The organism is Dawidia cretensis, from assembly GCF_018598175.1.
Taxonomy (GTDB): Bacteria; Bacteroidota; Bacteroidia; order Cytophagales; family Cyclobacteriaceae; genus Ohtaekwangia; species Ohtaekwangia cretensis.
The window spans coordinates 1-23,277 of the sequence record NZ_JAHESE010000058.1 but is presented as its reverse complement, the minus strand read 5'-3'; the positions used below and the strand labels follow the sequence as shown (position 1 = coordinate 23,277).

Genomic DNA, 23,277 nt, shown 5'->3' with positions numbered 1-23,277 from the left:
ATCTACATATTTGTACATAGGCTTTCCTACGGTACCACGTCAAAAAATATTTATTGATCTGGTTTTCAGTCGTTTGCATAAAATTTTAAGACGGGTCAGATTTTTGGTGCTGAGGTTGCATAAGCTATTGTTCGATAAACCCGAAACATTATGCTTCACCAGAACCTTACACAGAAGCAACAGCTTAAGATTAATCCCCAGCAGCTACAAATGCTGGAGCTGTTTCATTTGACGACACTGCAACTGGAACAACGCATAATTCATGAGCTCGAAGAGAATCCCATCATAGAAGAAAAAACTGATGCCGACGACGCCGTCGCTACGACCAGTAAGGACGATGTTCAGGAGTATCAGGATTGGGACGAGTATGGTTATGACGATGTTCCGGACTACAAGACGGAGAACAAGCACTATTACCAGCAGGATGATATGCCGGACAAACCGATCATAGCTCGGCGTGATTTTCGCGAAGACCTCAAAGAACAGCTCTCGGCCATCAAGATGTCGGAAGCTGAAGAGACCTTTGCGCATTTCATTATCGACAACCTGAACGAGAAAGGCTTCCTAGAAACATCCCTCGACACGCTGGCGGATGATTACTCCCTGAAGACTATGAGTTGGATTGAGGCCGACGATGCCGATAAAATTCTGAAAAATATCCAACAGCTGGAGCCTGCCGGTGTAGGTTCCCGCACCCTGCAAGAATGCATGATGCTGCAACTGCGTCGCATGAACACGAAGCGCCCCGACGTAAAGGCGGCTATTCGTATCCTGGAAGATTTTTATACAGACCTTAAAGGCCGCAACTTTGAGAAGATAGAAGAGGCATTGGGCATCGACGAGGAAGAGTTGCGTATGGTGCTCGAATTGATGGCTCATCTGAATTTGAATCCCATCGGTACGACCGAGGAAAAGACTAACGTCGAAAGCATCATCCCCGACTTTATCGTTACGCATCGTGACGATGGCGTAGAGGTATGTCTGGCCAACCAGCGTTCATCCAATCTGTTCATCAACAATCGTATGAAGTCGATGGTGAAGGATGCCGAGAAAGGTAAAGATCAACGCACTTTCCAATACTTGAAGAGCAAGCTCAACTCCGCCGAATGGTTTGTCAACGCCATCCGCCAGCGGGAAGGCACGATGTTGAATGTGATTAATGCTATTGTGCAATATCAGTACGACTACTTCCTGGAAGGTGACAAGTCGTTGCTCAGGCCGATGATCCTCAAAAACATTGCCGAACGCGTCGGTGTGGATATTTCAACGGTGTCACGCATTACCTGTAACAAGTATGTACAGACGCCGTTTGGTACCATTCTGCTGAAAAACATCTTTAGCGAAGGCATTGAAAACAAACAAGGCGCCATTGTCAGTAACAAGGTCATTCAAAAAGAAATTGAGGAAGTGATCAAGACCGAGGATAAAAAGACGCCGTACTCAGACCAGCAACTGGCGGCGGTGCTGGCGACCAAAGGATTTAACATCGCTCGGAGAACGGTAACGAAGTATCGTGAGCATCTCCAAATCCCGGTGGCGCAGATGCGTGCCTTCTGGGCTTGATTTTTTCGTCTTGAAAAAGGTTACTAAAAGATATGGCAGAAAAAATTCTAATTATTGATGATGACAAGGACATGTGCCTTGTGCTAAAGCGCTTTTTATCGAAACATGGCTTTGAAGCCATGGAAGCCAACAGCGGTAAGAAAGCGCTGGAGGTGCTGGAAAACACAAGTCCCGATCTGATCTTGTGTGACTTCAAGCTCGAAGATATGGATGGCACGACTATCCTGAAAAACATCAAAGAGCGGCTTCCGGCCGTACCTGTGATCATCATTACCGGTTATAGCAACATTAAGACAGCCGTGGAAGTCATGCGACTGGGGGCGATCGACTATGTCACCAAGCCTCTGCTGCCAGACGAAATTCTGTTGACCATCAAGCGTGCGCTGGCCAATCCCTCGGGCTCCGGCGAGTCGTCGCCGTCCAGCGAGTCCACATCTGCCTCCTATACGCCCAAGTCTCAAACGCAGTATGCCAAGAAAAACGATCGTCAGCAGTATATCTTCGGCAACAGCCCGGACTTTAAAAATATACTCAACCAAATTGACCTGGTAGGGCCGACCAACTATAGCATCATCATTTATGGTGAGAGCGGTAGCGGTAAAGAGGCGATTGCACAGGAAATCCACAAGCGAAGCAAACGCAGTGATAAACCTTTTATTGCCATAGACTGTGGTGCGCTTTCTAAAGAATTGGCCGGCAGTGAGCTGTTCGGTCACGAGAAAGGCTCCTTTACCGGCGCCTTGAACCAAAAGATCGGCAGCTTCGAGCTTGCCAATGGCGGCACGATCCTGTTGGACGAAATCGCCAACCTGCCGTACGACGTACAGGTATCGCTGCTCCGCGTAACGCAAGAGCGTAAAATGAAACGCGTCGGTGGTACAAAAGACATCGATCTCGATGTACGTATTATCGTGGCAAGTAACGAAAAGCTGTGGGATGCTGCCCGTACCGGTCGCTTCCGCGAAGATTTATACCACCGTTTCAACGAATTCCAGATCAACGTACCGCCGCTGCGTGAACGCAAGAACGACATCATGACGTTTGCCATGCACTTTCTGAGCATTACCAACCAGGAGCTCGGCAAGAACGTAAAAGGCTTCAGTGCCGAAGTGGAGAACATATTTAAGAACTACATATGGCATGGAAACCTGCGCGAGCTGAAGAACGTTGTAAAACGTGCGACGCTGCTGAGTGATACCGATATTATTGAGACGCGGACCATTCCGTTTGAGGTGTCCAACTACAGCAAGCTTCAGTTCGACGGAAACGGTGGAGAAGCAGTCCCGATGGGCAGCACCTCGTCGCCCGCCGAACATGGACTGCCGTACCAGCCCTCGCCTTCGCGCCCTGTGATCAAAGAGTCAGGCTTGAAGGGCGCAGGCATCGACGCGGAGTATGAAATTATACTCGAAGCGCTGAAGCGCGTGAATTTTAATAAAAGTAAGGCAGCCAAACTACTAAAGATCGATCGTAAAACGTTATACAATAAGATCAAGCAATATAAGGAACTCAATAATATTGAGTTTCAGCAGGAGGTATAAGCGTGGATGGCATAAATTATCTGGGCGAAATATTTGACATGGAAGAAGGCAAAGACTCTTTTGATGGGAGACTCGCTGATTTCTTTCCAGGGATAGTCTATGTCTACGACGTCGACCGCCGTTGCTTGAAGTATATCAGCAGACGCGTCACTGATTTTCTGGGTTTGCCGCTGGAGGACCTGAAAGACTGCTCACTCGATAAATTTATTTTTCCCGAAGACTTAGCGCTGGTACAACGCGAGCTGGAGAAGTTCCAGGATTTACAGGATAACGCGTCGCATGCCTACAACAGCCGCATGACACACCGTCAGGGCGGCTGGCGTTACTTCCGCACGCAAGGCTCGGTGTTACGCCGTAAGGCTGATGGCACGGCGTCGTCACTACTGTTCATGGCACAGGATATTACCGATCAGTGGAAAGGGCAGGAGGAAGTACAAGCGTTGCGTGAGCTGCTCCACGAAACGGAGGCGCTGTTACAATTCGGCAGCTGGAATTGGGATGCCGCTACTGATACCACACAGTGGACACAAGGTCTGTACCAGCTATTTGAATACCTTCCCGAAGAAGTCGCGGACATCACCCGCGAGTTCTTTTTTAAGCATATGTCTCCGGAAGATGCCGCCAACTTCCAATCTCATGTGAAAGAAGCCATCGACACACAAACAGGTTTTGAGTGCGAGTATGGTATCACGACACGCGCGGGCGTGCAGAAGTTCGTTTCTACCAAAGGCAAAGTGATTCTGGGGGAAAAGAACGAAGTGGTGAAGATGATTGGAATTACCCGTGACATTACACCCTTACGATATTTTGAGCGTGAACGTGAACGTAGCATTCGCGAGCTAAACCGCTCCAACCGCGAACTGGAGGAATTCGCCTATGTGGCATCACATGATTTGCAGGAGCCGCTGCGCAAGATTTCGACATTTAGTGAGCGATTGAAAGCGAAATTTATAACGCAGCTGGGCAGCGAAGGATCGTTGTACGTAGAGCGTATTCTCGCGTCGACGGAAAACATGCGTATTCTGATTGATAACCTGCTCGAGTTTTCGCGCATGGCCCGGAGCTCCTATGCGTTTTCACGCACAGACCTCAGGAAAACTATACAGTCCGTTACGACTGATCTGGAACTGAAGATCGAAGAGACCGGTGCTCAGATCATGATCGGTCCGCTGCCGGAAGTGGAAGTAGTCGAGGCGGAAATGAAGCAGTTGTTTAACAACCTGCTGGGTAACGCCATCAAGTTCCACAGCGAAGAAAAGCCCCCGGTAGTTACGATCAGTAGCGATAAAGCTACACGCCGCGACAAAGAAGATCAGCATTTGCCGACGGACAAAGAATTTATCAAGATCACGATACAAGACAACGGTATCGGCTTTGAAGAAGAATATGCTGAAAAGATCTTCCAGATCTTTCAGCGGTTGCATGGCAAATCGGAATACCCAGGCTCAGGCATCGGCCTGGCCATTTGTAAAAAGATCATGGACAACCACAACGGTGCGATCTATGCCGAAAGTACACCGGGCCACGGTGCCGTCTTTCACTTGCTCCTTCCCGAAAAACAATTCTGACCGTAATAGAGTACATGCAGCAGTCCAGCGTTACACGAATTCTCATTGTAGACGACGATGAAGACGATTTCATCCTAACCAGTGATTATATCCGCAGCATCGAGGGCGTACGCTACGAAATCGATTGGTGCCCGACATATGCCCGGGCTGTGGAGCACATTCGTCAGCGGCAGTATCAATTATACCTGGTAGACTATCGCCTGGGCGCGAAAACGGGCTTGGACCTGTTGAAAGAGGCCGTTAGACTGAACTGTGAAGAACCGATCATTCTCCTGACAGGGAAAGGCAACAAAGCCGTCGACAATGAGGCGATGGTGATCGGGGCGATGGATTATCTCATCAAGTCAGAGTTGAATACCGAGAAGCTTGAGCGAAGTATTCGCTACTCGCTGGAACGTGCCGGTGCGCTGAAAGCGCTGCGTTCGAACGAACGCAAATACCGCATCATTTTTGAACGCTCTAAAGACGCCGTGTTTATTGCCGATGAAGGCCTGCGTTTTCGCGACATGAACAATGCTACATCGGAACTATTGGGCTATGCCCAGATAGACCTTTTAAACCTGTCGTTATACGACCTCATCCTGGATGGCAAAGACAAGGTGTATGACGGTTTGTTGCAGTCGAAGGAAATCGACGATGTCGAGATTACTCTGGCCGACCGGCAGGGTGAAAAAAAATACTGTATCATTTCAGCCTCGCTGGAAATCGGCAACGACGACGCTCCATACGTGCAAGGCATCATTCACGATATTACAAACCTGAAGAAGGTCGAGAAAGCTACGCTCCAGGCCGAAAAGCTGGCAGCCACGGGGCGATTGGTACGCACGCTGGCGCACGAAGTGCGCAATCCGTTGAACAATATTCAGATGTCGGTGGAACAATTGATCCCCGTTAACCAGAGTGAAGACGACACTCCTTTCTTAGAGATCATTCACCGGAACTCCAAACGCATCAACGACCTCATTACCGAGCTACTGGATTCGTCGCGGCCGACGGAGATGATCTTCAAACGTGTCATTCTACAGACGGTACTCGACGAAAGTATCAGTGCGGCGCTGGATCGCATTACGCTGCAGCGCATCAGCATGAAGGTAAGCTACCCGGATGTGCCTTGCTATATTCAGGCCGATGCCGACAAGCTGAAGGTGGCGTTCCTCAACATTATTATAAACGCGGTAGAAGCGATGCGCGACCGGCCGGGCGAGCTAAGCATTAAGGTAACACCTTCGGCGTTGCAATACGCGGTCGAGATCGCAGACAACGGATGTGGTATACCGCAGGAGAGTATCTCGAAGCTTTTCGAGCCCTACTTCACGTCTAAACGCAACGGTATGGGCCTCGGACTGGCGGCGACACTTAATATTCTACAAACGCACAAAGCGCACATCGACGTACGTTCCAAAGAAAATGTGGGAACTACCTTTGTGATCGCTTTCCCGGTGCAGTGATCAGATAAACGCTACCATTTTACTGAGCGTGCTTTCCCAATAGTGAGCCTCGTCCGGGACAACGCGAATCAAGCATAATTTAGGATCGTCTAATCCTAATGGGAACCACTCGGTGAGTGGCGGCACCCATAGCTCGTGTTCTTTTGCTTTGTCGCGTACGATGGTGCACGTCCCGTTGATGTGTATATAGATATTTTTTGACGGCCGTGCATAAATAAGCGCGACGGCGTCGCGTTCGCTGGCGTTCTGCACTTTGTCCGAGAGCTCATTGGTAAAAAACCAGATGCGTCCGTCGCGGTCCACGTCCAGGGTCATCATCGGGCGGCTGGTCGTTTTACCGCCGTTGTCGGTCGTCATAAGCATGCATACTTCAACATCGTTGAGCAATTCCTTAAATTTTTGGATCGCGGGCGGATACGCAGGTACGGTTTTCATGGCGTTGGTAGTACAGGTGAATGCAAAGTGTGAGGGTCAGTGTGAGCGAAGAAAAGACAGAATACCGTATTCGCTCTCGCACTGTTTTAATTGTCGGTGTCTTCGGGTGTAATGTCGGACGTAGCATCCGCGCGGTTGACGGGTTTTCGCTGCTCGTCTTCGTTTACCCGCACATTGTCAGGGGGGCTATTTTGTACCGTAGGTTGCTGTGCGTGCTCAGCTTCTTCCTGTAAGCGTTCCTCTTGAGCAGTAGCTTTCTTTTTACGGCCAGGTTTAGTGGGTTTTTCTTTGGTCCCAGATTTTTTGGAAGTGGGTGAGGCCGGAGTGGTATGTTGCGTTTTCATGATGTTTCATTTTAGGGGAACAACTAAAAAACGAATGCCAACACAAGAGCTTTTTCGAAGATACCGGTTTTTTTTCAAATTACAGAGTAGGCGCGATATTGTATGCTTTCGCAAGTGAATCCGTATATTTGGTTAATTTATTCACTTTATGAGTAAGGCATTTATCCTGGTGGCCGAAGACGATGCCGATGACCGTTATCTCATGCAGACTGCGTTCCGCGAAAAAGGATATTCAGACAGGATTGAATTTGTGGAAAACGGCGTAGAACTGCTTCGCTTCCTGGAAATGGCAGAAACTGCCCACGGCGGGCCGGATTTTCCGGGATTTATCTTACTGGACCTAAACATGCCCAAAAAAGACGGGCGCGAAGTATTGCGCGACCTAAAGCAGCATCCCATATTTAAGCGTATCCCGGTCGTTGTATTTACCACGACAAAGAATGACTCCGAAATTAAACGATGTTATGAATTGGGGGCGAATAGTTATGTAGTAAAACCCACCAGCTTTGAGGCGCTTTTGAGCGTCGTCGAAAACATTCGCAACTACTGGTTTCAGGTTGCGTCTACTCCATAACGGCTAGTCCATTCGATCTTCCTTTCTTTTTAAACAGCTTGCCTAAGAAGGGTGCCACGTTATTAAAAATGACGTGGGAGGATACATTTTTAAGCAGCGATGGAAGGAACATCCGCGCCAGAAGATTGTTTGATACAAATTTCTTCAGAAGGAGGTCGATGGCCAGGGACGAGCCAGTCGTGACAATGGCATCGTTACGCGTTTCGCGGCTGGTAAACTTACCAATGACACGAACCAGACTCAGTACCGGTTTGAACTCTTCTTTGATCTCGGATAGGTCGTCGCGAATTTGTTCTTTTTGCACCTTCAGTTGTAACCGAAGACGCTCTTGCTCGGCGAGCAGGTCATCATGCGAACGTATAATGCTATTCATAGATTTTTTGAATGATAAAGTCGCGTATAAAGGGCGCAATATACTTCTTCCGGAAAATGAAGATAATGCCTATGAAGACCAGGTAGATGCCGGCCATGATAAAGAAGCCGCCAATCATGTTGTCGATCGCCTTGCCGATCCACCAGCTAAATCCGAAGCCGGAAAACAGCAAAACAAACAGCACCAGGAAGCCTACAAAGATGGCGGTAATACTTACTGAGGCAATTCCTGCGGTTTTTTCAGTGGCATTGAGAACGGTTAATTTATAGTACGTTTCCAGGTAATCACTGACGTGATCCGTCAGGTTTTCGGCCTTGTTTTTCAGCTCTTCCATGTAGTATAGGTTTGGGCGGTGGTGAGAAAAGGCATCGGAAGCAGCCGGCTCGACCGGCTACTTCCGATGCCGTGTACACGTGCTCTTGTTGTGGAGGCGCGTGTAGGTCGTCTTGTTAGCTTAACGATTCCTTCACACGGCTATAGCGTGCTGCAGCATCACTACTCAGGCCTTTAGCTTCTTTGAGGATTGTGCCTTTAGCGTCGCTCATTTGCTCGCGGCCGGCAGCAATCGCTTTTGTCAGATCTTCCGCAAAGTCAGAAGCGGCTTTGGAGATTTTCTTACGCATTTCGTCACCATTGCTGGGAGCGACCAACATACCAATAACAGCGCCGACAGCCGCTGCGCCGATGATTCCGAGGACTATTTTACTACTCTTGTTCATACCCTTATTTGGTTTGATTTGCAAGAAAACGGTAAAAAATTGTTCCTTTCTTGAAAGCTTGCTGCCGCCGCTTATTGGCTGGGTACGAATATCTACAGCCGCCAAAATGGGGTTAACAATATTCTTTTTACGCTTTTTTGTATAGATTTTGTATCATTGGACTGAGTTGATGAAGCGTATACTGATTATCGATGATGAAGAAGACTTATGTGTGCTTATGCGCGCATACCTTCAGCCCCTACAGTTCGATGTACACCTGGCATTTACCCTACGGGATGGGTTGCAAAAAGCACGGGAGTTGTCTCCGGATATATTGTTCCTGGACAACAACCTGCCCGACGGCCTGGGCTGGGACACCGTAGGCCAATTGCGCGCGCTCTTACCGCACAGCAAGATCAACCTGATGAGCGCCTTCACCCACCCACCCCAGGAGCTTGAAAATATACCTTCTGTTAAGTTTCTCGAAAAACCGATCAGCCTTAGCACGCTGAAGAGCTTCCTTTGATCTATTCTTTGTTGCGCTTTTTGCCACGCGCTTTGTCGTTTTCAATGTTGAACGACGACTTAATGCCCGAGAAGAGCGATTTCCACCAAAAATTGAAGATGGCCTTTTTACGGTCGCGGTAGAACAGCACAGTCCCCGTTTTCTTCTCTCCCGTAAAAAGTTTACCGGCATCGTCCTGAATGAAGGTATTCAACGCAAAGCTCAGGAACTCATTCTTGAGCGTGCCGTCCTTGTCCTTATCGCGATCTTTCCTGCGATCCTTCTTTTTGGTCTTGCGCAGGCCTGCTACTTTCAGATCATGATAGCTTAAGTCGACCGAGCCATCGGAGCGGATGTCGTTGAACCGGAATTGGAATGCCAGCCGGCTCATCACGCCGCTTTCAATCTTGATCCCTGCCTGGGGTTGTAATACATCGTTCAGGCTGGGCAACGGAAACGCTACCAGGGTGCCTTTGAGGTGGGCGGGTTTCTTCGTGCGCGAAAAGGTACACTGTATAGCGAGTTTACCCTTGCCCATAAAATTAGCCGCGGCGACCAGTACCGGGGGGTTAGCCGAGCTGTCTTGCGTGATATGCGTGAGCGTCGCATTCAAATCTTCAAAAAACACGGTGCCGCTGGAGTCGGCTTTCTCGCCAACCTCTTCGTAAGATATGTAGCTCCTTACCAGACGCAAAGTGTCGATTCGCAGGTAGAACGGTATACGCTTCAATGCATCGATCGGTAAGGGTGTGTACGTCTTGTTGGGAAAAGGATAATGTTTATTACGATAAACACGTAGCGTGGTGCTCGTCTCCAGGCGGCCGGCGGTGAAAAATGTGGAGTCTCCGGTGCCCATGTGAAAATTGCGCAGGCTGAGATAGGGAATAAGACCATCGAAACGATCCACCTCGTACCCCATGCGGCGGGCAAAGGCACGCTTGGAGTACCGCGGTTTAATGGTGATGGTGTCGGCCTCTAATTGTTGTAAGGTTTTGTTGATCGTCAGTTGATGGATGCCAAAAGTATACAGGGCCGTGACGATCCGGGTGGAATCAAGACGGATACCGCCGACGTCGAAAGCCTGTGGTGAACGTTTATCAAAGGTGAGCGCCGCCGCCGTGAAGTGCAATGAAACGGATAATGTATCATGTTGAACGGTATCGGTTTGTACCAGGGTAAGACCGGGGATGTGCAGCGAATCTATTTTCAACGCAAAGGACGAGGTTTTTTGTTTTTTCTCCGCCTCTTCCACGTTTACACTGTCCTTTACAGAAGGCTTTGTCAGCAGCAGTATGGGGTGGTCGATGCGGGCGTGGGCGATATGGAGGCGCTTACGGAATAGTAAAGGTAAAAGCTTGATGGTAGAGACTTCAATGCGGGGAGATCGCAGGTGCAGATGTTGTGCAGGGACATTCAGCTCGAACGAGTCGATGGCCACGTTCATGCCTGCGAGGTCGATGTGTAACGAATCGTAGTGAATATCGATGCCCTGCTGCTTCAGGTCGGCTACGGCCGTACGGGCCTTTTGTTGTAAAAAGGCGGGCAACCGGGTATAGCCCACGAATGCCAACACCCCCAATACAAGGATGCAGGCAGCGAAGATCAACAGAATTTTTTTGCGTTTCATGGATATCACCCGGGCAGGACTTTCAGAAAAAATCCCTGAAGGAGTATAGCTCCCCCAGGGATCCAGATATAGCGGACGGTATCGCTACGAATTGCCAAGCTGATTTTTCTCAGCAAGCTTCTTCATTTTTTTGTTCGCGAAGATTGCCACTTCTACCCGACGGTTTTGGTTGCGACCCGCATCGCTGGCGTTGTCGGCAACGGGTTGGTTTTCACCATAGCCCACTGTCGACAGTCGGGCATTTTTTACAGCTTGCGCAGTCAAATACGAAGCTACAGCCTTTGCGCGCTGCTCTGACAGTGTTTGGTTTAGTTCGTCGCCGCCCGTGTTATCGGTGTGACCCTCGATGAGAATCTCAGTATCTTCGTACTTGTTCAGCGTGGCGGCCAGCTCGCGCAAGTTTTGCTGCGTGGTATTGTTAAGCTGTGACGAGTTCAGTGCGAAGAGTAATCCTGAATTGAAGGTGATCTTGATCCCTTCCCCTACGCGTTCTACTTGCGCCCCTTCGAGGTCGCGCTTAATTTCTTCTGCTTGTTTATCCATCTGACGGCCGATCAACGCGCCGGCCGCACCGCCTACCGTCGCACCGATAATGGCGCCGACGGCTGTGTTACCCGACTGGTGGCCGATTACGCCCCCGATGGCACCTCCGGCACCGGCGCCGATAGCACCGCCTTTCATGGTATTATTTGCCTGGCAGCCGCCAAGCAAACCTGCTGTGATGGCCGCTGTGGCCAACAGCAAGGTCGATCTGGAAATCAATTGCTGTACGGTTTTCATACTTCATTGGTTTAGTTTATTTACTCGCTGCCCGCCAACGTTAAAACCTCGGCGGGCAGGCGATAGATTGTCACGCTCGTCGGATCACGCCCAATAACAGGGAGACAATAGCCAACACGATAAGAACGTGGATCAAGCCTGTAGCGCTATAATAGAATACGCCCAGCAGCCAGCCGATAATCAAGATGACTGCAATTAAATACAATAGTGATCTCATATAGGGGTTTGTTAGTTGTTATTAATATGGTTTCGGAGTGTGGAATAAAAAAGCTTGCCATTGCAGCGCACGCAGGCCCCATTCTATACACAATGCTTATTATATGCACCTGTAGCGAGTCTGGGAAACAATAGTCGGTCATCGCTATTGGGTATTTTTTTGCACAGCGACCCTGCGCATGGGCGATTGCGAGCGGGGTACAAGTTTTACACTGTGCTGGCGGAGAGCATAGTACTTTACTTCATGAAAATCAGAAATTTCTTAATACGCATTGCTGATATATACCGATTTGTTGCCCGTGCGGTGCGCGAGACCATTATGCCCCCGTATGAATGGAAGGAAACGTTGCACCAATGTTTTGTAGTGGGTAACCGGTCCCTGTTCCTGATCGCCTTTACGTCCTTTCTGGCGGGTGTCGTCTTTACGCGGCAGTCACGACCGTCGCTTGCATCGTTTGGTGCCGAGTCCTGGCTACCCTCGCTGGTGTCACAAGCAGTAATACGTTCATTGGGGCCGTTGATCACAGGGTTGATCTGTGCAGGCAAGCTAGGCTCTAATATTGGTGCAGAGTTAGGCAGCATGCGTGTATCCGAGCAGATCGACGCCATGGAAGTGTCGGGCACGCGGCCGTTTTCCTACTTAGTAGTAAGCCGGGTTACGGCGACGACACTGATGCTACCGTTACTGGTGGTGTTTGCAGATGTCATGGCATTGCTGGGATCTTACCTTACCGTGAGCGCCATCAACAACACTGGCTTTATGCTATATTTTAACGACGTGTCCGTATCTGTCACGTATGTCGATATATTTTCATCCATCATCAAAGCCGGGTTCTTTGGCTTTGCCATCGGCATTGTAGGATGCTACGCCGGTTATCATGCTGAACGTGGCACGACAGGGGTTGGGCGCGCCGCCAATACCGCTGTTGTGGCATCGATGATCCTGATCTTTATAGTGGACTTATTAAGCCTGCAATTCATTAACCTCTTCCGCCGATGACCACGCCTCTGCAAAATAACCGGTATACTACCGACGCCGGGACACAGCAAGCTGACGACGCCATAGTCGCCAGTGTACGCAACCTGCAAAAGTCTTTCGGCGATGTAGCCGTATTGCGTGATGTGAACCTGGACCTCTACGCCGGCGAGAACCTGGTCATCCTTGGCCGTTCGGGTACTGGCAAGTCGGTACTGATCAAATGTATGGTGGGCCTAATCAAACCCGATGCCGGTTCTATCAACATTCTTGGCTACGACGTATTGAAACTAAATCAGGACGAGCTAAACGAAATGCGCCTGCAAGTTGGGTTTTCGTTCCAGGGCAGTGCTCTTTACGATTCGATGACCGTGCGGCAGAACCTGGAGTTTCCCCTTAAGCGTAATCTGGGCATTTTTAGCCTGAAGGAATTGGACGAGCGTGTAGTAAGCGCCTTAGAAGATGTGGGGTTGGAATCAGCCATCGACAAGATGCCGTCGGAGCTTTCAGGCGGTATGAAAAAACGCGTGGGCATTGCCCGCACGTTGATCCTGAACCCCAAGATCATGCTCTACGACGAGCCAACAGCCGGCCTGGATCCAATCACCTCGATCGAGATCAACGACCTGATCGTAAAAGTACGCGACAAATATAAAACAGCTTCCATCATTATTACACACGATATCAGCAGTGCCCGCCATACGGCAGACCGCGTCATCGCGCTGGTGGGAGGATATAATAAACTGGAAGGAACATTTGATGAGATCAAGCAAACTACGGATCCGGAACTCCAGCCATTCTTTAACTATTGACAGTATTATCTGAAAACATTAAGTCTATACAATTATGAAAACAGCGGAAGTAAAACAGGATATAAAACTCGGCATCTTTGTCGTAAGCGGGGTGCTGCTATTTGTCCTGGCGGCATTCTTTATTGGCAGTGAAAACAATTTGTTTAACCGCACCATCACGGTTATGGCCGTCTTTAAAAACGTGGAAGGCCTCAAGCGCGGCGACAACGTGTGGCTGTCCGGTGTAAAGATTGGCACCGTACGGGATGTAACGATTGCCTCGGAAGGCAAAGTATTGGTGACCATGTTGCTGAAGGAAAAACAGAATGAATTTATCCGGCGCGATGCCACAGCGTCTGTCGGCTCAGATGGACTGGTAGGTAACAAGATCGTGGTAATACGTCCCGGCGCTGCGCCTGAAAATATTGCTGATAACGACACGATCAATTCATTGTCGCCGACAGATACGCAAGACCTCATCAACATCGCGAAAGATGTAGGAGAGAATACACGTTCACTTACGTTCGATTTGAAAGAAGTTGCACGCCGGGTGAGCGACGGGCAAGGCATCGTAGGGGACCTGATTACCGACAAGGGCTCGTTTTCACACGATCTGCGTGAGACCGCCACCAACCTGCGACAAGTGGGTTCGAATATGAGCAAAGCATCGGCGGAGTTAAACGCACTTGTATATGAGATGAAAAATGGTCAGGGGATAATTCATAAGCTGGTGTCGGATACGACGATGGCATCCGTGTTTGACGACGCATTGGCGAATGTGCAGAAAGTATCGGCCAATTCAGCAAAGATCGCCAGCGAGCTGGAAGAAGTAGTGTCGAAAGTAAATAGCAACGACAACGCCCTGGGTAAGCTGCTGGCCGATACAACCTTCGCAAACCGCATGGAAAAAACAATGGTCAACGCGCAAAGCGCCTCGGCAAAACTGGATGAGAATATGGAAGCGATGCAGCATAATTTCTTGTTGCGCGGGTATTTCCGAAAAAAGGAGAAACGCGACCGCAAGGCAGCCGAAGCTGGGGATAAATAGAGCCAGTGCGGACAATTGTGCCACAGGCGTAGATGATCATCTACAACGAAGAGCAGTCCTGCAGGAGGCACAACGGGTATACGATTTTTTAACGCGGGTGTAACAACCTATATAAACTCAGGATACCATGGAAAAGACACCATCAAAAACTAAAAAAGCAACATCCAAAGAGGATGCTTCTTTGCTGCAAGACTTCTTCGTAGAAGAGCTTAAAGACATCTATTGGGCTGAGAAGCATCTGACGAAGGCCCTGCCGAAAATGCAGAAGGCCGCTACATCGGAGGAACTGGCCAGTGCTTTTGCCGATCACCTGGTGGCCACACAGGAGCATATTTCCCGTCTGGAAAAAGTATTTGAAATGCTCGACAAAAAGCCGCAGGCTAAGAAATGCGATGCGATGGAAGGCATTATCAAAGAAGGAGAGAGCATTATCTCAGAAACCGAAGCAGGATCGGCTACCCGCGATGTGGGCCTGATCCTGGCGGCGCAGAAAGCCGAGCACTACGAAATTGCAACCTATGGTGGTTTGGCGCAATTGGCCAAGACCATGGGCCGCGAAGACATCAAAAATTTGTTGGGCCAAACGCTGGATGAAGAAAAAGAGTGTGACGAGCTGCTCACGTCACTGGCCGAAGAGGATATCAACGGAACAGCTGACCAGGAGTAAGGTTACAGCTTCCTGTCAGCTTTATGGGTCAGGGCGAAGCGCCCTGACTTTTTTCTCTATACTGCTATGGATATACCCGCCGCACCACTAACACACCGCGAGTTTCTTCGCATAGACCGCAACTACGCGCAAGCGGCGAAGGCGGCATCATTAAAATATATAACCGACACGTCGCGTGGTATTACGCGCCTGCGCAAGGGGAAGGGCTTTGCCTATATGCTGGAGCGGAAGGCGATACGCGACAAAGACGAAATCCTGCGCATTCGCAAGCTGGCCATCCCACCCGCGTGGACCGACGTATGGATTTGTGTTGACCCCATGGGACATATACAAGCCACGGGCTTTGACCTGCGTAAGCGCAAGCAATATCGCTATCATCCGTTATGGTCCGCCTTGCGCAATGAGACTAAATTTCATCGGCTATATGAATTTGGAAAAGCATTGCCGACGCTGCGGTTGCAGTTGGAGAAAGACTTGAGCCGGCGTGAGCTTCATGAGGAAAAGGTATTGGCGGCCGTGATTGCGCTGATGGAGCGCACCTATATCCGCATCGGTAATGATGGATATGAAAAGCTTTACGGCTCGTATGGGTTGACCACATTAAAAGACAAGCATGTGTCCATTGAGGGCAGTAGCCTGCAATTTTCCTTTAAGGGCAAGAAAGGTATCTTCCACAATGTGTCGCTGCGCAACAAGCGGTTGGCGCGTATTGTAAAGGAATGCAGGGAAATTCCGGGTAAGGAGCTGTTTCAATACTATGATCGCGATGGTGTGCGCCACCCGATCGACTCAGGTATGGTCAACGGTTATATCCAGCAGGTAACAGGATTTGAATTTACGGCCAAGGACTTTCGTACGTGGGCGGGATCGCTGCACTTTTTGCGTGAGCTAAAGACGTTGGGGGATGTGGCGAACGCTGCCGAAGTGAAACGTAATATACTCAGTGCGCTCGATGCCGTAAGTAAAAAGCTGGGGAATACGCGAACTGTGTGTCGGAAGTATTATGTACACCCCTCGTTGGTTCGCCTCTACGAAGAGAACAACCTGCAACGTTACTTCAAGGAGCTGGACGCGATCGAAGTAAACGACGGACAGGCTGATCTCACCGCAGAGGAAAAAGTATTGATGAAAATTCTAAAGGCCATGCACTAGGACGGCGATTATTTCTTCCGGCCGACCAAGTGTCCTTTCGTGCCGAAATACAGAATATACAGATAGCAGGGCAGCATGATCCAGTACGCTGACTGGGCATCGTGCAGGTTATCCGACAGCCAGCCATAGATCAGTGGCAGGATAGCACCACCGGCAATGGCCATGACCAACAAGCCCGACGCCTGCTTGGTAAATTTACCAAGACCATCCAGTGCCAACGGCCATACTGCAGGCCAGATAAGCGAGTTGGACAGACCCAGCAACGCAATGAAGAGCACCGATGTAGCGCCGGAAGTCAGCACCGCCAATACCGTAAAGATTGCTCCCGAGATCGCACAAATCTTCATGGCAAGCTCTTGTGAGAGTATCCGGGGAATGGTAAAGATACCGGTGATATACCCTACCAGCATAAAGGCCAGTGTGGCTTGCGAGAAGTAGCGGGCGGTAGCCATCTCAATATTTAAATATTTACCATAGCTGATGATCGTATCGGCGGCCATTACCTCTACACCTACATAGACGAACAGCGCCAATGCACCGAGAAACAGATGTGGGAATTGGAAGATGCTGGTCTTGCCGGGGACGGATGCGTCATGGCTCTCCTCGGAATCTTCTTCATTGATCTCTGGTAATGACGACAGGATGACGGCGACAGCCAGGACCACAAGTACTGCCGTGATAATAATATAAGGAACGATTACGCGTGAGGCAAGCTCGGTCAGTTGCGCTTCTTTCGCCGCGGCGTCCATTACTTTCAGGGCGGCCGTTAATTGATCTGCATCTTTCAGGGCAATATAGCCGAACACAATACCCGCCAGGATACCCGCCACTTTGTTACAAACCCCCATAATGCTTATGCGCTGGGCGGCGCTTTCGATCGGGCCGAGAATGGTAACATACGGGTTAGAGGCCGTTTGCAGCAATGCAAGACCGGTACCGATAATAAAAAGGCCTGTAAGGAACAGGTTATAGTTGCGGGTCTGAGCAGCGGGTATAAACATCGCCGCACCCACGGCCATCACGAGCAGACCGAGTGCCATCCCCTTTTTATACCCGGTAAGGTTCAATACGTACGAAGAAGGTATACCCATCACACCGTAGGCAATAAAGAAAGCAGTAGTGACAAGATAAGCCTGGAAGTCACTCTCCAGCTGACAGGCTATTTTGAGATACGGTATCAGCGTACCGTTGACCCAGGTAACAAAGCCGAAAATGAAGAAGAGCGTTCCGATGATGATCATCGGCACCAGGTAGCCTTTCCTTGCGTTGGTCATACAGGTGGTGTTTTTAGGTTTTAGGTTAGGTAAATAGGTTATTATTGTTCGTGTGTTCTATGCACACATGTCTTAAAACTTCTATTTTTGAGGCCTTATTACTTTTTAAAGCGCGGGCCTTTGAATATCATTTTTTTGAGCTTCCCAAGAGGAAATTTTGTGAAACTTCCTTCAAGCCCGTTAAAATCCTCTTAAAATCAAAATGTTCGCGCAAACACTTCGTTTTACCGGTCTGAAATAAACTAAAACCCCATGGACACACCAAATCGCACACAAAAAAAAGTCACCCTTTTAGTTATGGCCGCCGGCATGGGAAGCCGTTACGGAGGCATTAAACAGATCGATGGTTTTGGCCCCAGCGGTGAGACTATCATGGATTATTCCCTTTTTGATGCTGTACGTGCGGGTTTTACAAAGGTCGTCTTTATTGTGCGCGATGAAATCCTGGAGACCGTAAAAGAGAAATTCCTGCCGAAGCTGCAGGGCAAAGTAGAGGTTGAATTTGTCGTGCAGTCCATCGATAAGCTTATTCCACCCACCTATGACATTACCGAGCGCACCAAACCCTGGGGTACAGGCCATGCGTTGCTATGCGCCAAAGACGTCATTCAAGAGCCGTTCGTAGCCATCAATGCCGACGACTTTTACGGAAAGGAGGCGTTCGCCTCAGTAGCCAATTATTTCAAGAACGATACGACCGGCGCCCACGCCATGGTAGGCTTTACGTTGAGCAACGTGCTGTCAGAGCACGGCAGCGTATCGCGCGGTGTAGGCGAGCAGGATGCCGAAGGCTATTTGCAATCCGTCGTGGAGCGCACGACCATCGTACAAGAACAGGGCAAAGTCATTTCGAAAGAAGCCGCCGGCGACCGTGTACTGGATCCATCAGCTCCCACGTCGATGAACTTCTGGGGCTTCCATCCATCGGTGTTTGCACTGGCTTCGTCGATGTTCGAAGACTTCCTGAAAGAAAATAATCAGAACCTCAAGTCGGAGTTTTATATACCCCTGATCGTAAACGAGCTGATCCACCGCGGCCAGGGCAAGGTGAAAGTACTGGGCGGCGGTAACATATGGTTTGGCGTTACCTATAAAGAAGACAAAGAAGAAGTGTCGTCCAAAATCCGGGCGCTGATCGAGAAGGGCGAATACCCTTCGAAGCTCTGGTAAGAATTATAGGAAGTCGTTGGAGTTCGGGCGGGCTTTCAAGTCATTGACAAACCGCCTGAACTGCTCTTCCTTATCCTTTTCACAAACGATCACCACGTTGCCGAATTCGCCGACGAGGTAGCCGTTCAATCCTTGTACAACGATTAGCTTATCCGCCGAGCCCTTGACGATGCAGTTGCGGGAGTCGTATAGCTGTGCGTTGGCATTGATCACGTTGTTGTTCTCGTCTTTGGGCGAGATGTCATGTATCGATCCCCACGAGCCCAGATCGCTCCAGGTAAAATTGCCCAGGCATACATAGACGTTGGTGGCTTTCTCCATAACACCGTAGTCGATGGAGATGCTCTTGCATTGTGAATAGGCGCTGAGAATGGCCTCCTTCTCGCCGGGCGTATCGAGGCGGGGCTTTACCCCCTCGTCAAACACTTCCGACATTTCGGGCAGGTGTTCATGGAAAGCCTTTAAGATGGCCTGTACACCCCAGATAAAGATGCCCGAGTTCCACACGAAGTCACCACTCTCGATGAATTTCTTGGCGAGCGACAGCTCGGGCTTTTCGGTAAAGGTTTTTACCTTTTTCGCGAAAGCCTTTTCAGTATGGTATTGTATATAGCCATAGCCCGTCTCGGGACGGGTAGGCGTGATGCCAAGGGTAATAAGCTTGTCTTGCACGCGGCCCTGGTCAGCGGCCTTGCGGATCACGTCCTGGAACTCCTGTTCTTTCAGGATGAGGTGGTCGGACGGTGTCACAACAATCACGGCTTCACTATTCCGTTTGGCGATCTTATAGCTGGCGTATGCGATGCAGCAAGCGGTGTTCTTCCGCATGGGCTCCGTCAGGATCTGGTCTTCCTGCAGGGTGGGCAGCTGTTGGCGTACGAGACCGGCGTGCTCTTCATGCGTGACGACAAATATGTTCTCCTGGGGGCAGATCGGTAGGAAACGCTCAAACGTGGATTGGAGTAAGGTTTTTCCTGTGCCGAGAACGTCTAAGAATTGCTTGGGTTTAGAATTACGGCTATATGGCCAAAAGCGGACGCCCACGCCACCGGCCATGAGGACAACATACAGATTTTGATTCATTTAAGTGTTTTGTCGATAAGACGTTTTACAAAAGACGTTCAATGCAGAATTTTATAAAAGACTTTTCTGGTTTTTTAAACGATTCCCTCCTTCAGCAGGTCGTGCAGGTGAATAAAACCGGCTACTTTGGTGCCTTCGAGCACAACCAATTGGGTAATATTGTTGGCTTGCATCTCATGTAAGGCTTTGACTGCAAATTCATCTTTTTCGATCCTTTTGGGATTGGGGCTCATAATACTGACAGCTTTAAGGTGGGCAAGCTGGGTGAGGTCGCTGCTCTTTTCGAGCATGCGTCGCAAGTCACCATCGGTAATGATACCCAAGAGGTTACGGTCGCTGTCAACAACAGCGGTACAACCTAACCTTTTCGAGGATATTTCCATGATAACATCCTTCAACGGCGATTCAGGGCTTACCAGCGGTAGCTGATTGTTGATATAGATGTCGGAGACCTTCAGGTATAATTGTTTGCCCAGGGAGCCTCCTGGGTGAAACTCGGCAAAGTCTTTGCTACTAAAATTGCGAAGCTCCAGCAAGCATACTGCCAGGGCATCGCCCATGGCCATGTGAGCCGTAGTGCTGGTCGTTGGTGCGAGATTGTTGGGACACGCTTCCTCCGCAATCGTTGCATTGAGTATAAAATCGGCCTGCTGTGCTAAATATGAATTTGTATTGCTCACAAGGGCAACAAGCTTGGAGCCTCTACGTTTCAATAACGGAATTAGTACTTTGACTTCCGGGGTGTTACCACTTTTGGAAATACAAATGACAATGTCCTGTTTTTGGATCATGCCCAGATCGCCATGTATAGCATCGGCAGCGTGCATAAACAGCGCCGGGGTTCCGGTAGAGTTCAACGTAGCAACAATTTTATTGGCAATGATGGCACTTTTGCCAACGCCTGTAATGACAACTCGCCCGCCGGCAGAATAAATTTCGTTCACGCAGGCTTCGAAGCTATCGTCAATAAAATTGGTGAGATTCTGAATTGCTAAGGATTCGTTTATTAATACCTCCTGTGCAATTTTTTTGATATTTTTTCCTAAATTCAATGCCTTTTCAAAATTATCTTTGTCTGTTGACAAAGATATAACTTATCAGACGAAATGATGTTGGTAGAAGAGAAAGATGCGCTAAAAGAAAGACTTAAAGAAGTATTCGGTTACAGCCAGTTCAGAGGTAATCAAGAGACGATTATCCGCAATCTACTGGATGGTAGAAATACATTTGTCATCATGCCGACGGGCGCTGGTAAGTCTTTGTGCTATCAGTTGCCGGCCATGATGAAAGACGGGCTGGCTATCGTTATATCCCCGCTCATCGCGCTCATGAAGAACCAGGTGGATCAAATGAACGCGTACGGTGTAAATGCCCGCTTCTTAAACTCTACGCTAAGCAAGAGCGAGATCACGCGACTGAAGAAAGATTGTATGAATGGCAACGTAAAGCTTCTATACGTTGCACCGGAGTCGCTGAACAAAGAAGAGACAATCGAGTTCCTCAAGAAAGTAAATGTAGCCTTCGTTGCCATTGACGAAGCACACTGTATATCGGAATGGGGCCACGACTTCCGCCCGGAATACCGCCGCATTAAGAACATGATCCAGACCCTGGGCGATATGCCGGTGATCGCGTTGACCGCCACCGCGACACCCAAGGTACAGATCGATATTCAGAAGAACTTACAAATGGAAGAGGCCGATGTGTTTATCTCTTCCTTCAACCGTAAGAACCTGTACTACGAGGTTCGTCCAAAAAAAGAGACAAAGAAACAGCTGATCAAATTCCTGAAGGAACACAAAGGCAAGTCAGGCGTGATCTATTGCCTCAGCCGTAAGAAGGTGGAGGAGATCGCTCAGCTGCTGAATGTAAACGGCTTTAAAGCCGCTCCGTACCACGCCGGGCTTGATCCGGATGTGCGGATGAAGAACCAGGACGACTTCCTCAACGAAGAAGTAGATATAATCGTGGCAACCATCGCCTTTGGTATGGGTATCGACAAGCCCGATGTGCGCTTTGTGGTACACTACGATGTGCCCAAGTCGCTGGAAGGGTATTACCAGGAGACAGGCCGCGGTGGCCGCGATGGACTGGAAGGCCTCTGCCTGATGTTCTATAGCCATAACGATCTGAGCAAGCTCGAGAAGTTCAACAAAGACAAGCCGGTGCAAGAGCGCGAGAATTCGCGCATCCTGTTACAGGAAATGGAATACTATGCAGAGTCGCCGGTATGTCGTCGTCGCCAGCTGCTGCACTACTTCGGTGAAGAGTATACGCAAGAGAACTGCGGCATGTGTGACAACTGCGTACATCCGCGCGAGCGCTTTGACGGCACGGAAGCCGTGAAGCTGGTAATACAAGCTGTAAAGCAAACCAACGAGCGCTTTGGTCTGAATCACCTTGTGAACGTGATTCGCGGCACAGAAGACGAATATGTAAAAAGCTATGGCCACTTCGACCTCGCTGTATACGGCAAGGGTGGCGACGAGGATGTCGACTACTGGAAATCCGTCATCCGCCAGACGCTGATCTATCAATTCCTGGAAAAAGACATTGACAATATCGGCGCGCTGAAGGTCTCACAACGAGGTGAGGACTTCCTGCGGAAGCCGCACGCAGTAGAACTGGCACGCGACCACGACTTTACCACGGAGATTGACGAAGAAGAAGAGTCAGCCGAACGCATGCCGGTCAACACTAAATCGTACGACGTAAAGTTGTTCGAGATGTTGAAAGTCCTGCGCAAGAAGATTGCCAAGGACAAGAACCTGCCGCCATATGTGATCTTCCAGGATCCGTCGCTGGAGGAAATGGCAACCACCTATCCCACCACCAAGGACGAACTGGCCCAGGTGAACGGTGTAGGCATGGGCAAGGTGAACAAGTTCGGCGATGAATTCCTGACACTTATTCAGCAGTTCGTAGACGAGCACGACATCGAAACGGCCAACGACGTAGTGGTGAAGTCGTCGGTAAACAAGTCGAAAACGAAGATCCTGATCATTCAGCAAGTCGACCGCAAGGTAGACCTGGAAGAAATTGCCGAAACGGTGAAGCTGTCGTTTAGCGACATGCTGACGGAGATCGAAAACATCTGCTACTCGGGCACGAAGCTGAACCTGAACTACTACATCGACCAGGTTCTGGACGAGCACAAGCAGGACGATATACACGATTACTTCATGAGTGCTGATACGGACAGCATGGAGGCCGCCCTGAACGACGATTCCATTGCCGACTATTCAGAGGAGGAAATCCGCCTGATGCGTATCAAATTCATGTCTGAATACGCGAACTAAGAAATCCAATCTGCCGGCCGGCGGGTGGCGCACCTTTTGAGAGGGGAGCCCCCCCCCCCCCGCGGGGTTTTTTTTAAAGCTTTTTAGCGGATCTTTTGTGTGTGGTTATAACAAACGCCGGGCCACCACCACCGGACGGAGGGGG

Annotated in this window: 24 protein-coding genes; 13 read left to right on the top strand and 11 right to left on the bottom strand. The window is 49.6% G+C overall.

Features of this window, described 5'->3' with window-relative positions:
* Nucleotides 1–150: 150 nt before the first annotated feature.
* From rpoN to KK062_RS28855, 4 genes are read left to right on the top strand one after another with little or no spacing between them, the layout of a single operon-like run.
* Nucleotides 151–1,563 carry an RNA polymerase factor sigma-54 gene (gene rpoN, locus KK062_RS28870; RefSeq protein ID WP_254087867.1) on the top strand — a complete coding sequence of 471 codons (1,413 nt, stop codon included), beginning with the start codon at nucleotides 151–153 and terminating at the stop codon, nucleotides 1,561–1,563.
* 32 nt (nucleotides 1,564–1,595) lie between these two features.
* Nucleotides 1,596–3,104 carry a sigma-54-dependent transcriptional regulator gene (locus KK062_RS28865; protein ID WP_254087866.1) on the top strand — a complete coding sequence of 503 codons (1,509 nt, stop codon included), beginning with the start codon at nucleotides 1,596–1,598 and terminating at the stop codon, nucleotides 3,102–3,104.
* Nucleotides 3,105–3,142: 38 nt separating this feature from the next.
* A complete protein-coding gene (locus KK062_RS28860; RefSeq protein ID WP_254087865.1) occupies nucleotides 3,143–4,672 on the top strand; it encodes a PAS domain-containing sensor histidine kinase in 1,530 nt (509 codons plus the stop codon).
* A 14-nt stretch (nucleotides 4,673–4,686) separates the two neighbouring features.
* Entirely contained in the window at nucleotides 4,687–6,120 is a 1,434-nt protein-coding gene (locus tag KK062_RS28855) for a hybrid sensor histidine kinase/response regulator (protein WP_254087864.1), read from the top strand.
* Here KK062_RS28855 and KK062_RS28850 read toward each other — a convergent pair whose 3' ends face one another.
* Both KK062_RS28850 and KK062_RS28845 read right to left on the bottom strand, forming a co-directional pair.
* Entirely contained in the window at nucleotides 6,121–6,555 is a 435-nt protein-coding gene (locus tag KK062_RS28850; RefSeq protein ID WP_254087863.1) for a pyridoxamine 5'-phosphate oxidase family protein, read from the bottom strand. It abuts the gene before it with no gap.
* An 86-nt stretch (nucleotides 6,556–6,641) separates the two neighbouring features.
* Complete coding sequence (locus KK062_RS28845) at nucleotides 6,642–6,899, bottom strand: hypothetical protein (RefSeq protein ID WP_254087862.1); 258 nt, start codon at nucleotides 6,897–6,899, stop codon at nucleotides 6,642–6,644.
* Between the two features lie 148 nt (nucleotides 6,900–7,047).
* Here KK062_RS28845 and KK062_RS28840 point away from each other — a divergent pair, with 148 nt between their 5' ends.
* Nucleotides 7,048–7,473 (top strand): response regulator, encoded by a 426-nt coding sequence (locus KK062_RS28840; protein WP_254087861.1) that lies wholly within the window; start codon nucleotides 7,048–7,050, stop codon nucleotides 7,471–7,473.
* On the opposite strand, the gene KK062_RS28835 is transcribed toward KK062_RS28840, so the two are convergent.
* The 3 genes from KK062_RS28835 to KK062_RS28825 all read right to left on the bottom strand — a co-directional run bounded on the left by KK062_RS28835 (nucleotide 7,463) and on the right by KK062_RS28825 (nucleotide 8,670).
* A complete protein-coding gene (locus tag KK062_RS28835) occupies nucleotides 7,463–7,846 on the bottom strand; it encodes a hypothetical protein (protein ID WP_254087860.1) in 384 nt (127 codons plus the stop codon). The two genes, KK062_RS28840 and KK062_RS28835, sit on opposite strands and share 11 nt — an antisense overlap.
* The gene (locus KK062_RS28830) at nucleotides 7,839–8,180 is read right to left on the bottom strand and encodes a hypothetical protein (RefSeq protein ID WP_254087859.1); all 342 of its coding nucleotides are present in this window, start codon (nucleotides 8,178–8,180) and stop codon (nucleotides 7,839–7,841) included. Before KK062_RS28830 ends, KK062_RS28835 begins: the two co-directional genes overlap by 8 nt.
* 115 nt (nucleotides 8,181–8,295) lie before the next feature.
* Nucleotides 8,296–8,670 carry a YtxH domain-containing protein gene (locus KK062_RS28825; protein ID WP_254087858.1) on the bottom strand — a complete coding sequence of 125 codons (375 nt, stop codon included), beginning with the start codon at nucleotides 8,668–8,670 and terminating at the stop codon, nucleotides 8,296–8,298.
* 64 nt (nucleotides 8,671–8,734) lie between these two features.
* Between KK062_RS28825 and KK062_RS28820 the strand changes: the two genes are divergently transcribed.
* Complete coding sequence (locus KK062_RS28820; protein ID WP_254087857.1) at nucleotides 8,735–9,070, top strand: response regulator; 336 nt, start codon at nucleotides 8,735–8,737, stop codon at nucleotides 9,068–9,070.
* Nucleotide 9,071: 1 nt separating this feature from the next.
* Here KK062_RS28820 and KK062_RS28815 read toward each other — a convergent pair whose 3' ends face one another.
* From KK062_RS28815 to KK062_RS28805, 3 genes are all read right to left on the bottom strand, one after another.
* Nucleotides 9,072–10,676, bottom strand: coding sequence for a DUF748 domain-containing protein (locus KK062_RS28815; RefSeq protein ID WP_254087856.1), 1,605 nt, complete (start codon nucleotides 10,674–10,676; stop codon nucleotides 9,072–9,074).
* Between the two features lie 84 nt (nucleotides 10,677–10,760).
* Nucleotides 10,761–11,456 carry a YiaD family glycine zipper/OmpA-like lipoprotein gene (locus KK062_RS28810; RefSeq protein ID WP_254087855.1) on the bottom strand — a complete coding sequence of 232 codons (696 nt, stop codon included), beginning with the start codon at nucleotides 11,454–11,456 and terminating at the stop codon, nucleotides 10,761–10,763.
* A 70-nt stretch (nucleotides 11,457–11,526) separates the two neighbouring features.
* A complete protein-coding gene (locus KK062_RS28805) occupies nucleotides 11,527–11,673 on the bottom strand; it encodes a lmo0937 family membrane protein (RefSeq protein ID WP_254087854.1) in 147 nt (48 codons plus the stop codon).
* A gap of 243 nt (nucleotides 11,674–11,916) precedes the next feature.
* On the opposite strand from KK062_RS28805, the gene KK062_RS28800 reads away from it, so the two are divergent.
* From KK062_RS28800 to KK062_RS28780, 5 genes are all read left to right on the top strand, one after another.
* Complete coding sequence (locus tag KK062_RS28800; RefSeq protein WP_254087853.1) at nucleotides 11,917–12,672, top strand: MlaE family ABC transporter permease; 756 nt, start codon at nucleotides 11,917–11,919, stop codon at nucleotides 12,670–12,672.
* The gene (locus KK062_RS28795) at nucleotides 12,669–13,460 is read left to right on the top strand and encodes an ABC transporter ATP-binding protein (RefSeq protein ID WP_254087852.1); all 792 of its coding nucleotides are present in this window, start codon (nucleotides 12,669–12,671) and stop codon (nucleotides 13,458–13,460) included. Before KK062_RS28800 ends, KK062_RS28795 begins: the two co-directional genes overlap by 4 nt.
* Before the next feature lie 34 nt (nucleotides 13,461–13,494).
* Nucleotides 13,495–14,487, top strand: a complete 993-nt coding sequence (locus KK062_RS28790; RefSeq protein ID WP_254087851.1) for an MlaD family protein — start codon at nucleotides 13,495–13,497, stop codon at nucleotides 14,485–14,487.
* A gap of 127 nt (nucleotides 14,488–14,614) precedes the next feature.
* The gene (locus KK062_RS28785) at nucleotides 14,615–15,154 is read left to right on the top strand and encodes a YciE/YciF ferroxidase family protein (protein ID WP_254087850.1); all 540 of its coding nucleotides are present in this window, start codon (nucleotides 14,615–14,617) and stop codon (nucleotides 15,152–15,154) included.
* A gap of 66 nt (nucleotides 15,155–15,220) precedes the next feature.
* Nucleotides 15,221–16,306, top strand: a complete 1,086-nt coding sequence (locus KK062_RS28780) for a DNA topoisomerase IB (RefSeq protein ID WP_254087849.1) — start codon at nucleotides 15,221–15,223, stop codon at nucleotides 16,304–16,306.
* An 8-nt stretch (nucleotides 16,307–16,314) separates the two neighbouring features.
* Here KK062_RS28780 and KK062_RS28775 read toward each other — a convergent pair whose 3' ends face one another.
* Complete coding sequence (locus KK062_RS28775) at nucleotides 16,315–17,580, bottom strand: sugar MFS transporter (protein ID WP_254087848.1); 1,266 nt, start codon at nucleotides 17,578–17,580, stop codon at nucleotides 16,315–16,317.
* A gap of 252 nt (nucleotides 17,581–17,832) precedes the next feature.
* Here KK062_RS28775 and KK062_RS28770 point away from each other — a divergent pair, with 252 nt between their 5' ends.
* Entirely contained in the window at nucleotides 17,833–18,750 is a 918-nt protein-coding gene (locus tag KK062_RS28770; protein WP_254087847.1) for a nucleotidyltransferase family protein, read from the top strand.
* A 3-nt stretch (nucleotides 18,751–18,753) separates the two neighbouring features.
* Here the strand turns inward: KK062_RS28770 and KK062_RS28765 are convergent, their stop codons facing one another.
* Both KK062_RS28765 and KK062_RS28760 read right to left on the bottom strand, forming a co-directional pair.
* Complete coding sequence (locus tag KK062_RS28765; protein ID WP_254087846.1) at nucleotides 18,754–19,833, bottom strand: mannose-1-phosphate guanylyltransferase; 1,080 nt, start codon at nucleotides 19,831–19,833, stop codon at nucleotides 18,754–18,756.
* A 74-nt stretch (nucleotides 19,834–19,907) separates the two neighbouring features.
* Nucleotides 19,908–20,885 carry a KpsF/GutQ family sugar-phosphate isomerase gene (locus tag KK062_RS28760; RefSeq protein WP_254087869.1) on the bottom strand — a complete coding sequence of 326 codons (978 nt, stop codon included), beginning with the start codon at nucleotides 20,883–20,885 and terminating at the stop codon, nucleotides 19,908–19,910.
* A 57-nt stretch (nucleotides 20,886–20,942) separates the two neighbouring features.
* On the opposite strand from KK062_RS28760, the gene recQ reads away from it, so the two are divergent.
* Entirely contained in the window at nucleotides 20,943–23,132 is a 2,190-nt protein-coding gene (gene recQ / locus KK062_RS28755; protein ID WP_254087868.1) for a DNA helicase RecQ, read from the top strand.
* Nucleotides 23,133–23,277 lie beyond the last annotated feature (145 nt).